This is a genomic window from Nocardia miyunensis NBRC 108239 (assembly GCF_001613065.1).
In the GTDB taxonomy this organism is placed as follows: Bacteria; Actinomycetota; Actinomycetes; order Mycobacteriales; family Mycobacteriaceae; genus Nocardia; species Nocardia miyunensis.
Window position 1 is genome coordinate 39016 of record NZ_BDBQ01000090.1, and the last position, 14642, is coordinate 53657.

The 14642-nt window shown below is 67.7% G+C and carries 13 protein-coding genes and 1 pseudogene; 9 read left to right on the forward strand and 5 right to left on the reverse strand.

Annotation, left to right across the window (positions count from 1 at the left end; translation table 11 throughout):
- Positions 1–70 precede the first annotated feature (70 nt).
- Positions 71–622, forward strand: a complete 552-nt coding sequence (locus tag NM2_RS35875; protein ID WP_067678586.1) for a TetR/AcrR family transcriptional regulator — start codon at positions 71–73, stop codon at positions 620–622.
- Here the strand turns inward: NM2_RS35875 and NM2_RS35880 are convergent, their stop codons facing one another.
- The gene (locus NM2_RS35880) at positions 623–949 is read right to left on the reverse strand and encodes an ArsR/SmtB family transcription factor (protein WP_439956960.1); all 327 of its coding nucleotides are present in this window, start codon (positions 947–949) and stop codon (positions 623–625) included.
- Positions 950–1041: 92 nt separating this feature from the next.
- Between NM2_RS35880 and NM2_RS35885 the strand changes: the two genes are divergently transcribed.
- The 6 genes from NM2_RS35885 to NM2_RS35910 all read left to right on the forward strand — a co-directional run bounded on the left by NM2_RS35885 (position 1042) and on the right by NM2_RS35910 (position 7326).
- Positions 1042–2262, forward strand: coding sequence for an MFS transporter (locus NM2_RS35885; RefSeq protein ID WP_067678592.1), 1221 nt, complete (start codon positions 1042–1044; stop codon positions 2260–2262).
- 85 nt (positions 2263–2347) lie between these two features.
- A complete protein-coding gene (locus tag NM2_RS35890) occupies positions 2348–3775 on the forward strand; it encodes a pentapeptide repeat-containing protein (protein ID WP_067678595.1) in 1428 nt (475 codons plus the stop codon).
- A gap of 47 nt (positions 3776–3822) precedes the next feature.
- Entirely contained in the window at positions 3823–4596 is a 774-nt protein-coding gene (locus tag NM2_RS35895; RefSeq protein WP_084531914.1) for a sulfotransferase family protein, read from the forward strand.
- A gap of 55 nt (positions 4597–4651) precedes the next feature.
- The gene (locus NM2_RS35900) at positions 4652–5767 is read left to right on the forward strand and encodes an alcohol dehydrogenase catalytic domain-containing protein (RefSeq protein ID WP_067678601.1); all 1116 of its coding nucleotides are present in this window, start codon (positions 4652–4654) and stop codon (positions 5765–5767) included.
- Positions 5768–6085: 318 nt separating this feature from the next.
- Positions 6086–6820 (forward strand): 4-hydroxy-tetrahydrodipicolinate reductase, encoded by a 735-nt coding sequence (dapB, locus tag NM2_RS35905; RefSeq protein ID WP_067678696.1) that lies wholly within the window; start codon positions 6086–6088, stop codon positions 6818–6820.
- 80 nt (positions 6821–6900) lie between these two features.
- Entirely contained in the window at positions 6901–7326 is a 426-nt protein-coding gene (locus NM2_RS35910) for a hypothetical protein (RefSeq protein WP_067678699.1), read from the forward strand.
- Between the two features lie 331 nt (positions 7327–7657).
- Here NM2_RS35910 and puuE read toward each other — a convergent pair whose 3' ends face one another.
- From puuE to NM2_RS35930, 4 genes are all read right to left on the reverse strand, one after another.
- Positions 7658–8563, reverse strand: coding sequence for an allantoinase PuuE (puuE, locus tag NM2_RS35915; protein WP_067678604.1), 906 nt, complete (start codon positions 8561–8563; stop codon positions 7658–7660).
- Between the two features lie 219 nt (positions 8564–8782).
- Complete coding sequence (gene alc, locus NM2_RS35920; RefSeq protein ID WP_067678607.1) at positions 8783–9808, reverse strand: allantoicase; 1026 nt, start codon at positions 9806–9808, stop codon at positions 8783–8785.
- The gene (locus tag NM2_RS35925; protein WP_067678610.1) at positions 9805–11010 is read right to left on the reverse strand and encodes a DUF6986 family protein; all 1206 of its coding nucleotides are present in this window, start codon (positions 11008–11010) and stop codon (positions 9805–9807) included. The genes alc and NM2_RS35925 overlap by 4 nt, the downstream gene beginning before the upstream one ends.
- Positions 11011–11642: 632 nt before the next feature.
- Positions 11643–12125, reverse strand: coding sequence for a MarR family winged helix-turn-helix transcriptional regulator (locus NM2_RS35930; RefSeq protein WP_067678617.1), 483 nt, complete (start codon positions 12123–12125; stop codon positions 11643–11645).
- A gap of 141 nt (positions 12126–12266) precedes the next feature.
- Here NM2_RS35930 and NM2_RS52075 point away from each other — a divergent pair.
- Together NM2_RS52075 and NM2_RS52080 are read left to right on the forward strand one after the other, a co-directional pair.
- Positions 12267–13676 (forward strand): annotated as a pseudogene (locus NM2_RS52075) (MFS transporter); the annotation flags it as partial.
- Between the two features lie 87 nt (positions 13677–13763).
- A complete protein-coding gene (locus NM2_RS52080; RefSeq protein ID WP_281182661.1) occupies positions 13764–14624 on the forward strand; it encodes an MSCRAMM family protein in 861 nt (286 codons plus the stop codon).
- The last annotated feature ends 18 nt before the right edge of the window (positions 14625–14642 follow it).

Genomic DNA, 14642 nt, shown 5'->3' on the forward strand with positions numbered 1-14642 from the left:
TTGAGGCGCCCCTCAACTTCAGAGGCTAGCACTAGACTGAGGGGACCCTCAAGTTTTGTATGATGGTCCCGTGTCCAGACCGATGCGCCGCGATGCGGCCCGCAACCGCGACAGGCTGCTGCGGGAGGCCGCGGCGGTGTTCACCGAACAGGGGTTGTCCGGGTCGCTGGAGGAGATCGCGCGCCGCGCGGAGGTCAGCATCGGCACGCTCTACAACCACTTCCCGAACCGGGACGCGCTCATCGACGCACTGGTGCCGCAGCGGGTGGCCGAACTGGACCGATTCGCCGAACAGGCTGCGGCCGAACCGGATTCGTGGATCGCGCTGACCGGATTCGTGGAGAACATGCTGAGCCGGTTCACCGCGGACCGGGCATTGTTCGAGGCGTTCACCGGTGATCATCCGGCCGCGGCGCAGCTGGTTCAGGCGTGTTCGCGGGGGATGTCGGGGCTGTCGGGGGTGCTGGATCGCGCGCGACGGGACGGGGTGCTGCGCGACGACGCCACCGATATCGACGTGGTCAATCTGATCTGGGCGTTGTCGCTGCTGGGTGAGAGTGTCGGGACGCCGGCCTGGCGGCGGGCGCTCACCTTCGTACTGGACGGTTTGCGCGCTCGCTGATCAGTCGGGGTGCGCGCGGTTGGCGGCGGCGATGACCGAGTCCAGCAGGCCGGGTAGTGCGGCGTCCACCTCGTCGCGGCGCAGCCGCGCGTAGACCTGGCCCTCGTCGACGATGCGCTCGGTGAGACCGGCCTCGCGCAGGGTTTTCAGATGGTGGGTCGCGGTGGATTTGTTGATCGTGTCGTAGAGGACGCCGCAGCGCTGCGCGGCGCCGGCGTTCGCCAGGCGACGCACCATTTCCAGGCGTACCGGGTCCTGGAGTGCGGCCAGGACGTCCTGGACCGAGCCGACCGGAAAGGACTCCACGGTCGCTGTCGTATTCACTATGACCCACCTCACTTCAGGTTTGATGGGAATCAAACCGCACCGACTGCCGTTGAGTTCGATCGTAATCAAACTTACCTGATGGGGAGCGAGATATGGCAGCGAAATCGGCGGCCCAATCCTGGGCATACGCCCTGATACTGCTGGCCACCGGAGTGGCGCTCGGGGTGTCGGGTGCGCCCGCGCCGCTGTACGGGCTGTATCAGAAGCAATGGCACTTCTCGGCGTTCACCACCACCATCGTGTTCGCCGTGTATGCGGTCGCGGCCTTGGCGGCGGTGCTGGTGTCCGGGCGCATCTCCGATGTGGTGGGGCGAAAACCCGTGCTGCTCGGGGCAATCGGGACGATGATCGCCGGACTTGTGGTGTTCGTCTTCGCGGACAATGTGGCAATGCTGGTGTTGGCGCGCGCATTACACGGGCTCGCGGTCGGATCCATGGTCGTCGCCGGCGCCGCCGCGCTGCTGGATCTCAAACCCGCGCACGGTGCGCGCAGCGGGCAGCTCAGCGGGGTGTCGTTCAATGTCGGTATGGCCGTGGCGATTCTGGGTTCGGCCGTGCTGGCGCAGTACGTTCCGCATCCGCTGCGGACCCCGTATCTGGTGATCACGGTCCTGTGCCTGCTGATCGGGGTGGGTGTGCTGGCCATGCGGGAGCCGCACGCCGCGCGCGTTCCCGGACGGGTACGGATCTCGAAACCGGCAGTGCCGCAAGAGATTCGGGCCGACTTCTGGTTCTCCGCGCTGGGCGTGATGGCGGCGTGGTCGGTGCTGGGCGTGCTGCTGTCGCTGTATCCGTCGCTGGCGTCGGCGAAAACCGGTGTGCACAACCTGATCTTCGGCGGCGCGGTGGTGGCCGCCACCGCGACGGCCGGTGCGCTGGTACAGCTGTTCGCCACCGCGATCCCGGCTCGGCGGGCGGCTATCGGCGGTGATCTCGGGATGGCCGTGGCGCTGCTGCTGACCATTCCGGCGCTGGCGACACACAATTGGGTGCTGGTTCTGATGGCCGGGGTAGTGCTGGGCGCGACCTTCGGACTCGGTTTCGGCGGGTCGCTGCGACATCTGTCCAATGTCGTGCCGCAGCATCGGCGCGGGGAGACCATGTCGGCGTACTACCTGCTCGCGTATTCGGCGATGGCGCTGCCCACCGTGCTGGCGGGATGGGCCGCCACCAGGTGGGGGATGGATGCGATCTTCCCGTGGTTCGTGGTCGTGGTGGCACTGGCCTGCGTCGGCGCGGCGGTGATCGGCATGCGTGGTCGGCGGGACGAGCAGGTTCAGGCGGCGCGTCCGGATGAAATCGCGCGGGTGTGATCGACGCATTGTGAGATGTCCTGAGCGGTAACCACGGATCGCACTCGCACTGCGGTGAGCGGCGATTTGTGGTTACCATTCCGCTATGCGGTGGAGGGGGAAAGAACGCCTCACCGGCAGAGTGCAGCGGTCCGCGTTGTTGTTGTCGGTGGTGTTCGCGGTGCTGGGCGGGCTGGGTATCGCGGCTCTCGCGTGGTGGGTGCTGTGGATTCTGTTGGGCGCCAAGGCGCAGACGCCCGATCAGGTCGACTTGACCAAGATCGCGCTGTCGGTGGCCGCGGGGGTGGGCGGTGCGGTCGCACTGGTCGTCGCCTATCGCAAACAGCGTGACGGTGAACGCGGGCGGTTCGTCGAATTGTTCGGCGCGGCAGCGCGACAGCTCGGTGACGCCGATGTGGCGGTCCGGATCGCGGGGGTTTATGCGATGGCCGGAGTCGCCGACGAATTCAGCGCATCGAGCCGGCGACAGCAGTGCGTCGATGTGCTGTGCGGATATCTGCGACTGCCGTACGAACCGGAGTCGGGAGCCGATCATCTGGTGCAGCGCACCGAAACCGTCGAGGAGGCGGGAGTCAAGCGGGAGCTGCGGTATCAGCTGCGGCAGAACGACCGCGAGGTGCGCCGCGCCGTCGTCGACGTGATCGTCGCGCATGTGCGCGCATCGGCCGAGGTGTCCTGGTCACAGTGCAATTTCGACTTCTCCGGTGCGGTGCTGGAGGATTCGGATTTCCGGTACGCGGTCTTCGCGGGCGAGCAAACCTATTTCGCGCGGGCGGTGTTCACCGGCGAGCGGGCGACCACCTTCGAACACGCGCGGTTCCTCGGGCAGTACATCTCATTTCGCAGCTGCGTATTTCGCGGTGGCACCACCCTGTTCCGGGATGCGGAGTTCGCCCCGGCCGAGCGAGCCGGGGCGGAAATCCCCGGCGCCAGAATTCGTTTCGAGGGCGCGGTATTCGATTCGCCGGTGTCCTTCGACCGAGCCGTATTTCGCGGGCCCGCGGTGATATTCGGCGACGTGACCTTCAGTGGTGAGCGGACCTCCTTCGCCGAGACGGTATTCCGCACGGAGCGAACCGAATTCGGCGGGGCGACGTTCGACGGTACGGCGGTGCGTTTCGAGCGCGCCGAATTCGACAGTGCCCGAATATCGTTCGGCCGTTCCCGCTTCTATGCCGGGCGAGTTGCCTTCGACGGCGCGCGATTCGGCGTCCGCTCCCGGTGGCGGCGCAGCCCGACGCTCAGCGTTGACTTCTCCGCCGCCGAGTACCACGGCGCGATCTCCTTCGACGACACCGTCTTCGACGGTCGTGAGGCCGATTTCTCCCTCGGTGACTTCTTCGGCGAGATCACCTTCCGCAGAGCGCGTTTCGAGACACAGCGCACGCGTTTCGACACTCCGAAAGCCTGGGTGGGCGTGCGCGTCGACTGGGACGTCGACCCGACCTACAAGCCCTCTCGGATCACCCCGGAAACCTGGCCGCCGGCCCCCGCGCCACCGGTCGCGAGCTGAGCGGCACAGGCACTGCACAGGTTCCATCTGCAAGTTAACATCGCGGCGTGTCCTCTCCGCTTTTGATTTTCGGCGCTGGTCAGCGCTGTGGCAGCACGCTTGTGCAGCGGCTGATCTCTTCCCATCCCGAGGCGTTCATCTGGGGCGAGCAACACGGACAGCTGGAAAGGGTCGTCGATGCGGTCGAGAGTCTGATCGGTCAGAGCCGAGACCACGGCGAGGCCGGTCGGACGGAATACGCGGTGTCGGGATATCAGGGCTTCATGGCGAACCTCATGCCGGAACCGGCGGCGTGGCGGGAGGTGTTCTCGGAGTTCTGCACGCGGCTGTTCGAGGTGCCGGATGTGCGGGTGTGGGGATTCAAGGAGGTCCGGTTCGACCTGGACTTCGCCACGCGGTTGCAGCGATACCTGCCGGATCTGCGGGTCATCTTCATCGTCCGCGATCCGCGCGACGTGCTGTCCAGTCTGGACGAGTGGGAAAGTCGCGGGTGGTGGACCCGTGCGGACACCGAGCTGTCGTTCCAGCACTGGAAGCGGATCGCGACGTCGTTCCTGGAGACCGGCTCGGTGCCGGTGTTGTCGTTGCGCTACGAGGACTTCATCGCCGATCGGGAGGCCGCGGCCCGCAACGTCGGCGAATTCGCCGGGCTCGACCCCTCGGGGTTCGATATGACGGTCTTCGACCACAAGGTGCACAACCTCGGCCTGCAGGGCGATCGGGAGCTGCGGTCCTGGCAGGATATGCCGATCGACCTGCGGTATCTCGTGTTCGACGAGGGTTTGCGGACCACGGCCAAGGCGTACGGCTACCACCTGTAGGTCGCGTGCCGGGATCGCCGCCGCTGTGCGGGCGTGAGGCGGTAGCGTGCGAATTATGAAGATTCGTGGTGCAGTTCTGGAACGCATCGGCGCGCCCGCGCCGTACGCCGAATCGACGCCGCTCGTGGTCGGCGAGCTGGACCTGGGCGAACCCGGTCCCGGTGAGTTGCTGGTGCGGATCGAGGCGGCCGGGCTGTGCCATTCGGATCTGTCCGTGGTGGATGGTAATCGGGTGCGTCCGGTGCCGATGCTGCTCGGGCACGAAGCGGCCGGGCGGATCGAGGCGATCGGTCCGGGCGAGAGCGATCTGCGGGTGGGGCAGCGGGTGGTGATGACGTTCCTGCCGCGCTGCGGGGAGTGCGAGGGCTGCGCGACCAACGGGCGCACGCCGTGCGTACCAGGCAGTGTCGCGAACAATGCCGGTGAGTTGCTGGGTGGCGGTCGGCGATTGCGGCGTGACGGTGAGACGATCCAGCATCATCTCGGGGTGTCCGGATTCGCCACGCATGCGGTGGTCGATCGTCGTTCGGTAGTGCCCGTGGCGGACGACGTACCTCCGGAGATCGCGGCGGTGCTGGGCTGCGCGGTGCTGACCGGCGGTGGGGCACTGTTGAATTCGGCCAAACCGGGGCCGGGTGAGCGAGTCATGGTGGTCGGGCTCGGCGGGGTCGGCATGGCCGCGGTGCTGGTGGCTGCCTCGTTGCGTGCGGAGTCGGGCAATGAGGTGATCGCGGTCGATACCCTGCCCGAAAAGCTCACTCTGGCAACCGAACTCGGTGCTGATCGGGTGTACACCCCGGCGCAGGTCGCCGAGGAGGGGGTCGTCGCGGAGATCGTTGTCGAGGCCGCGGGCAATGTGCGAGCCTTCGAGACCGCGGTCGCCGCCACCGCGCCCGGTGGTACGACGGTGACCGTCGGATTGCCCAATCCTGAAGCGCGGGCGAGCATTTCACCGTTGGCCCTGGTCGCGCAGGGTCGTTCGATCGTGGGCAGCTACCTCGGATCCGCGGTGCCTTCCCGGGACATTCCGACCTATGTGCGGATGTGGCGCGAAGGCCGGTTGCCGGTCGAGCGGCTGGTTTCCTCGCGGCTGCGGCTCGAGCAGATCAATCACGGCATGGACGAACTCGCGGCCGGGCACGGGCTGCGGCAGGTCATCGTCTTCGACTGAGTCGCTTCGGCTGGGCCGCAACGCGACCGCGATCGTGCGCGCCGAATCTGCGTCGGCGATCGTTTGTCGCGGAGTTCGGGCGGCCCTTCCTGTAGGCAGTGGGGATTCGTGTCTGCGGTTGCCGGGGCGTCATCGGCCGGTGCCGGCGAGCCCGGTGGTGCTGTTGGCGATCACCGGCCGTGCCGGCGTGGTCGTGCGTGTGCCCGGGACCACTCGTCGCGCGGGGGCGTGGGTTCCGTGATGGTCCTGCGCAGTAGGCTCGGCGGAGGTTGTCGACCGGCATGTGAGGAGTCAAGGGTGAGCGCGAACCGGATCCGGGTGGGTGTGCTCGGCGCGCAGGGCAAGGTCGGGCAGGCGATCTGCGCGGCGGTCGAGGCGGCGCAGGATCTGGAACTGGTCGCCGGGCTCGACAAGGGGGACGCGCTCGACGGGTTCACCGACGCGGGTGCGCAGGTGGTCGTCGATTTCACCCATCCCGATGTGGTGATGCCCAATCTGCAATGGCTGGTCGAGCACGGGATTCACGCGGTCGTGGGCACCACCGGATTCGACGATGACCGGCTCGCGCAGGTGCGTGCCTGGCTGGCGGACAAGCCCGAGGTCGGGGTGCTGATCGCGCCTAACTTCGCGATCGGGGCGGTGCTGTCGATGCGGTTCGCCGAACAGGCCGCGCGCTGGTTCGACTCGGTGGAGGTCATCGAACTGCATCATCCGAACAAGGCCGACGCGCCCTCGGGCACCGCGTACCGCACGGCGGGCATCATCGCCGAGGCGCGCAAGAGCGCCGGTGTCGGCCCGAGCCCCGATGCGACCACCACCGAACTCGACGGTGCGCGCGGTGCGAGCGTCGACGGGGTGCGGGTGCATTCGGTGCGTCTGGCCGGACTCGTCGCCCATCAGGAGGTGCTTTTCGGCACGCAGGGGGAGACGCTCACCATTCGCCACGACTCGATCGACCGGACCTCCTTCGCGCCGGGCGTGCTGCTGGGGGTGCGGGAGATCGGCGCGCGGCCCGGACTGACCGTCGGCCTCGACCCCCTGCTGGACCTGTGAGCGCGAATGCGTCGGAGTCGGCCGTGAGTGAGAGCAACCACAACGGGCGTCTGGTGCGGACCGTCGCGACCATCGTGTTCATGGTGGTCGCGCTGGTGGTCTACTTCCTGCTGATGGGCCGGTTCGCGGTGGCGTTCATCGCATCCGGGAAGGTCGCGGGCATCGCGATCGGCGTCGGCGTGATCATCCTCGGGCTCGTCGGCATCTGGGTGGTGGCGACGAGTATCCGTGCGGCGCTGGCACATCAGCATCTGGCCCGGCGCATTCACGAGGAAGGTCGCGAGCTGGACGTCTCCGATCTGCCGCGCCGCCCGTCCGGCCGGATCGAGAAGGACGCCGCCGACGCGCTTTTCGAGAAGGTCAAGGTGGAATGGGAAGCCGCGCCGGATGATTGGCGCACCAACTACCGTGCGGCCCGCGCGTACGACTACGCCGGGGACCGATCCCGCGCCCGGGAGATCATGCGTCGAGCGGTGGCGCTCGAGCGTGCTGAACGGGAGAAGTAAAGCACCGTAACGTAATCGGCGGGCCTGGGGGAGTGGTGCTCGGCGTGGGGGGCCGAGGGTGGCGCTTCACCGTGTTGGGGTGGGAGAAGTAAAGCGCCGTAACGTAATCGCCCGAGGATGGTACTCGGCTTGGGATCGCGGAGTGGCGCTCGGACCGTGCTGAGCGGAAGAAGTGAAGCGCCGTTATGGAGCTGGTAGACGCCGGGGGAGTTCGCTCGGCGCGGGACGAGTTCGATTGCCGCGCCGAACGAACCCAGCCGAGGCGCCGATCGACTTGGGCGGCAGGCCGATCGACAGCGTTGCGACTGCCGCGTCGTGAAATCAACCCAACTCAGCTGGGTGGATGGGTGCGGGCCCAATGCTCGGCGATATCGATGCGGCGGGCGAGCCAGACTTTCTCGTGCGACTGGACGTAGTCCAGGAAACGTTCCAGGGCGCGGGTGCGGCCGGGGCGGCCGACCAGGCGGCAGTGCAGGCCGACCGAGAGCATCTTGGGTGCGCCCGCCGCGCCCTCGGCGTAGAGCACGTCGAAGGCGTCGCGCAGGTAGGTGAAGAACTCCTCGCCGTTGGCGAAACCGGCGGGGGAGGAGAACTTCATGTCGTTGGTCTCCAAGGTGTACGGCACGACCAGGTGATCGGTGTCGCGTACCCGAGTCCAGTAGGGCAGATCGTCCGCGTAGGAATCGGAGTCGTAGGTGAATCCGCCGTGCGCCACGACCAGATCGCGGGTCTGCGGGGAGTCGCGGCCGGTGTACCAGCCGCGCGGCGGTTCGCCGAACAGTTCGGTGATGATGCGAACGGCCTCGGCCATATGCTCGCGTTCGGTTTCGGGATCGGCGAGCTGATAGGACTTCCAGCGCAGGCCGTGACAGGCGATTTCGTGCCCGAGCCGCCGAAAGGCCGCCACCGCTTCGGGATTGCGTTCCAGCGCCCGCGCGACCGCGAAGATGGTCAGCGGGATGCCGCGCTGTTCGAAGGTCCGCAGCACCCGCCACACCCCGGCCCGCGAGCCGTACTCGTAGAGCGACTCCATACTCAGGTGCCGATTCGGAAAAGCTTGTGCCGGAACCATTTCCGACAGAAACGTCTCGGACGCCTCGTCACCGTCCAACACGCAGTTCTCCGCGCCCTCCTCATAGTTGAGCACGAACTGCACCGCGATGAACGCCCCGCCCGGCCACCGCGGATCCGGCGGCGTCGGCCCGTAGCCGACCATGTCCCGCGGGTATCCGTCCATCACACCCTCAGTCATCGCTACTCCTTGTTCGAGCTGGATTAATCTGTGCTGCTTCCGATCCCGCCAGCGCTGGATCATTACGTGCGGGCGGGCAACTCGTCGCGGCGGACGTCGGAGCGAGCGAGACGGCCTGCGCCGGGTCGCCTGCGGCCGACCGGGTTGCCCGGGCAGCTGCTGCTCCGCGCGCACCTCGTTGCTGCCGATCCTCGCCGCACTGGATCACGCTGTGTTGCCGCGCAATTCGTCGCGGGCGGCGTCGGTGAGAGTGCCGTAGAGGCGCAGCCGGGCCAGCCCGCCGTCCGGGTAGACATCCAGGCGCACCTGCTCGACCGAGTCGGCGGGGGTGAGGGGGAAGCGGTGACGGGCGTCGGGGAGCAGGTCGGTGCGGGGGAGTAGTTCGACCTCGCTGCCGTCGGGGCGGATGCCGGTCAGTGCCGCCGCGCCGGGGCTGTTCGACAGGAAATAGGAGGTGTCGATCTCGGCCGAGGTGAGGATGCCGGTTCCGGCCAGGCGGACGCGCACCCAGTCGTTGCCGGAGGTGCGGCGGCGGGCGGTCTCCCAGCCGTCGCCCATGACGCGGGCGCGGCCGGGCATGAGGAGATTCTGCGGATGGGAATAGAAGCGGTTCGAGCAGTCCGCGACCCGGCCGCCGTTCTCCAGGGCGGCCAGATCGAACGGTCCCGAATCCAGCCATCGCGGATCGGGTTTCGCCTCACCGTGCACCCGCAGCCGGGCCACGCCGCCGTCCGGGTGGATGCGCAGACGCACATGGGTGAAGCGCCGATCCGATTCGACTCCGAACGCGTTGGCGGTATCGCCGACGACTCGAGCGCGTGCGACCAGCGGGGTCCAGCCGTCGAGCGCGGCGATCTGGTCGGCGGGCGGATATCCTTGCACTGCAATGGCTTCCACCGATATCTCGGGTGGATAGTTGCCGGTGAACCACGCGGTGTCCACGATCACCCCGCGCACCACGCCCGGCACGCCGAGTCGCACGATGGCGGTATCGCAATCGTCCGGGCCGGGGGCGTCACCGTGCGGGCGACGGCGACGCCGCGTCTCCCAGCCGTCGTACACCTGCCCCTTGTGACCGAAGGTGGCGGCCTGATGGGTCGAGGCCTCGGGGCGGATCAAATTCTCCTTCTCCGCGAAGGATTCGTCGCTCGCCCAGATCACCGCACCGCCCAGGGTGCGCACCGCCAGATCCGGTAACAGGGTGAATTCCGTTGGCTCCGTGGGTTTCACAGTTCGAGCACCTTCCTTTCGCGCAACTGGGTGAGCACCTCGACCGATGCGTCGGGGGACAGTGCGGTGACGTCCTCGGGGGCGAACGCGCCGCAGTCCAGGCCGCGCAGCACCACCGTGGCCAAGGCCTGCGCGGTGGCGGGTTCGTCGACCACGGCCCCGCCCCGGCGTCGCAGATAGCCGTCGATGCGCGGGGCCGCGGCCAGGAGTGCGCCGCGGAAGAAGGCATAGGTGGCGGCCCAGCGCGTGACCAGATGGCCGGGATGCATATCCCAGCCCTGGTAGTAGCCGCGTTCGAGCGCCCGGGTGACGAGCCGGAAGTGCCGCTCGAGCGCCGCCGCGGCGGCATCCCCGATCGGAAGCACCTGCGTCGAGCCGTCGCACACCCACACGCCGGTCTGCGCGGCCGCGGCCTGCATGACCGCCTTGGCATGATCGGCCACCGGATGCTCCAGCGACTGGAACTGCGGAGCGATACCGCACGCGGCACTGTAATCGTAAGTGCCGTAATGCAATCCGGTGCAGCGTCCGGCCGAACGATGGATCGCCCGGGCGACCGTGGCCGAACCGTCGGCCGCGATCACCGCTTGCGGACTCTCGATCTGCAACTCGAAACGCAATGTGCCCGAGGCGATCCCGTATGCCCTCTCCAACATCTCGCAGACCTGAACCGCGACGTCCACCTGCTCGACGGCCCGCAGTTTCGGCACGGTGAAAACGAATCCCTCCGGCACGCCGCCTGCCCCGTCCAGGACGAGCTCGAGCGTCCGTACCGCCCGCTCGTACTCCCCGAGAGTCAGCCCCTTGATCCGCACACCCCGTGAGAAAACCGCTGAGGGCAACGCCGCGAGCACCCGCCCGGCCCGCCTCGCATCGTCATCCTCCACCGCATCCCCGCGAGTGCCGTACCCGTCCTCGAAATCCAGTCGCAGATCCTGAATTGGCGTCTGCGCCAACGTCTCCCGAGCCCGCGCCAGCACCTCAACCCCGGCCAGGCCGGTCAGCAGATCTATGTGCCGGTCGGCCAATTCCACCGCGGTCGCACCCCACTCGCCCGGCAGATCCGCCTGCGTATCCGCCGCGCAGACATAAGCGGTGTGCACGGGCTGACCCGGCCGATCGCCGGGGTACCGTCGCAGCAGATCCGTCTCGACTACTCGCAGCCGCTCGCCGATGGTGTGAAGGTCACTGTGTGGGCTCATAGCGCGGTTCTCTCGGTGGCGAACGTGGTCGTACCTCGTTTGTGGTGAGGGATATGAGTGGAGTAGGCGGGCTGTCTCGTTCGCGGTGCGAGATGTGATCGGAGTGCACGGGCTGCCCCAGATGCCCGCTGCGGCGACGCGGCCTCGACTACCCGAAGACGGTCGTCGATGCCGTCGAGTTCGCCGTGCGGGGGCGGCGTCGAATCGCTTCGATGTCGAAAGTAGTTGTGCCCATTGGCCGAATGGATCCGCCGTTGCATCGATGGTGGCGGCTGAATTCGGTTGCGGCCGCTCGCCGATGCTGCTGCCCGCCCGGCGCACCACTTGTGCAGTGGGTCGAGCATCGATGCATGTTCGCCCGATCGACCGAAGCGTCCGTGATCGTGACGCGATACCGCCGACCTCGCTCGATCGATGCCATGCGCCGAAAGCTGTTGGGGCGCACGCGGGGACATAGCTGTCACGCCGGGGAGTACTCTCATCGCCAGCAGCACGGTGTCGCTCCGGTCATCTCACACTCCGATCGATCGGCCCCGCGTAGGGCGGTTGACGGGGTGACGGTACCGAGGTGATGTTGCGTGATTGTTGCCCGAATCGTATACGTTTCGGCCTGTGCTGTCCGGGGCCGGGAATCAGCGCGGATTCGCCGAGCTGGTTTCGCGGGAGTCGGGGCGGGGCCAGGGGCGGCCGTCGAGACGTTCGATATCCATGTTGAAGCGGCGCAGGTAGCCGGCGAAGGCGGCGATGTCCTCATCGGTCCAGTCGGCCATCACGCGGGTCATGCCCTCGACGTTGACGGCGCGGGCGGCGTGCAGGCGGCGGCGGCCCGCCTCGGTGAGCTGGAACTTGCGCGCGATGCCGCCGTCGGGATCGGCGATGCGTTCGACGAGCCGGTCTCGCAGCAGCGCGCGGGTCTGGCGGTTCAGGGTCGAGGCGTCCAGGCGAAGCGCGTCACCGAACTGCCGGATGGATTGCGGCCCGGCCAGTTCGATGCGGCTCAGCAGTAGGTAGGCGCTGCGCTCGAGCAGGCCGTTCCCGCTGCGGAAGCGCGGGTTGAGGGTGTACTTCGTGAGCAGCATGCTCTCGAATTCGACCAGGTCCACGGGCCCGTCCATGCCGAACTCCCTTCTGCTGTGCCCGCTGCGGACGATACCCGCGAGACGGACGCCACATCTTTGTGCACTCAGCAATTATTGTGCATTACGCACACGATATGCATACTACATATTAACGGCGTGACTCGTTAGGAGATTGACGTGGCCGAAAAACAACCTGCCGCCCGCTCCGGCGGCATACTGGCGGTGCTGGCATTCGCCGGCATCGTCGCGTCATTGACGCAAACCCTGGTGATCCCGATGCTCGGCCAGATGCCGAAGCTGCTGCACACCTCGACGGCCAACGCGACCTGGGTGGTGACCGCCAGCCTGCTGGTCGCCGCGGTCGTCACGCCGGTCGCCGGACGCCTGGGTGACATGTACGGGAAGCGCCAGGTCCTGCTGCTGTCGACCGTCCCGCTGATCGTGGGTTCGGTGGTGTGCGCGCTGTCCTCCTCGCTGTGGCCGATGATCATCGGCCGTGGCTTGCAGGGAATGAGTGTGGGCATCATCCCCGTCGGCATCGCCGCGCTGCGCGATCTGCTGCCGCCCGAGCGGCTCGGCTCGGGTATCGCGCTGATCAGCTCGTCACTGGGAATCGGTGGTGCGCTGGGTCTGCCGCTGTCCGCGGCGGTTGTGCAATACGCCAACTGGCGGGTGCTGTTCTGGGGCGTCGCGGTGGCCGGTGTGGTCGTCGCGGCGCTGATCTACTTCGTGCTGCCCACGGTCGCGCCTGCCGGTTCGACCGGACGCTTCGACGTACTCGGCGCGATCGGATTGGGCGCGGGATTGGTGTGCCTGCTGCTCGCGGTGTCCAAGGGCGGTTCGTGGGGCTGGGGCAGCGCGGGCATCATCATCCTGTTCGTCGCCGCGGTCGTGGTGCTGCTGCTGTGGGGTTGGTGGGAGCTGCGCAGCAGTGCGCCGCTGGTCGATCTGCGGACCACCGCGCGTCCGCAGGTGCTGATGACGAATATCGCGTCCATCGGGATCGGCGTCGCGATGTACTCGCAGTCGCTGATCGTCCCGCAATTGATGCAGCTGCCCAAGATCACCGGCTATGGCCTGGGCCAGTCGATGATGGCGATGGGCCTGTTCATGGCGCCGGGCGGTTTGATGATGATGCTGCTCTCGGTGCCCAGTGCCAAGCTGTCGGCACTGAAGGGGCCGAAGGTGACCCTGACCGTCGGCGCCCTGATCATGGCCGTGGGCTACGGCCTGTCGATGGTGCTGATGGGCAACCCCTGGACGTTGATGATCGTGACGATCGTCATCAGCTCGGGCACCGGATTCGCCTACGGCGCGATGCCCGCGCTGATCATGGGCGGTGTGCCGGTGAAGGATTCGGCCGCGGCCAACAGCTTCAACACCCTGATGCGGTCGATCGGCACCTCGGTTTCCTCGGCCGTGATCGGCGTGGTGCTCGCGCAGATGAGCGTGAGCTTCGCCGGGACCAGCATCCCCACCGAGAACGGATTCCGTACCGGCCTGCTGATCGGCTGCGGCGTCTCGATCGTGGCCGCGGTGCTCGCGATCTTCATCCCGGTGCGCCGCAGTGCGGCCGCCGCGGCTGAGGCCGCTGTCGCGCACACGGCGGCCGAGGCCGATCTTGTTGCCGCGGAAGTCGATTCGCTGCCGGTCGCCGGTGTCGTCTCCGCTGCCGTGCAGGTTGCGGCGGATCACTACGCGGGGCCCACCGTCGCTGAAAACATCACCGGCCCTTCGGTTTACGGCCGGGTGCGCGATGCGGGCGGGCCCGTGGTGCCCGGTGCGACGCTGACGCTGATCTCGATGTCGGGCAGTCAGCAGGGCCGCGCGACCACCCGCCAGGACGGGTATTACGAACTCGCCGCGCCGTCCGCGGGCGTCTATGTGCTGATCGCCTCGGCGGAGGGCCGCCGCCCGGACGCTTCGACGGTCACGGTCGGCCCGGTCCCGACCGCCTGCGAGGTGACCCTCGCCGGGATGGGCACGCTGGCCGGAACCGTCACCCGCGTCCCCGGCGATGATCCGGTGCCCGAGGCGCGTGTCGCGGCGCTGGACCCGCGCGGTGAGGTGGTCGCCTCGGCCGAGACCGACATCCTGGGCCGGTTCGGCCTGTCCGATCTGCCCGAGGGCGAATTCATCGTCGCGGTGAGCGCCGACGGCTTCCACCCGACGGCCGTTCCGGTGCTGGTGAGCGGTGCGGGTATCACCGAGATCGCGGTGCTGCTGCGGCCCGGTGCGCGCCTGAGCGGTGTGGTCCGGGTCCGCTCGGACGATCGGCCGCTGCACGACGCGCAGGTGACGCTGATGGATCCGGCCGGGCACGTGGTGGACACCATGACCACCGGCCCGGACGGCAGCTACACCTTCGCCAACCTGTCCGACGGCGACTACACCGTCGTGGTGAGCGGTTACGCGCCGGTCGTCATGCAGGTCAACGTGCACGGTGACGCCGTGCAGGGTGTCGATGCCCACCTCGGTCACGACGGTCCGGCCGTGCCGATGACCTCCGAGGTGGAGCACACCTCGGCCCGCTGATCGCGGTCACGCCGTACG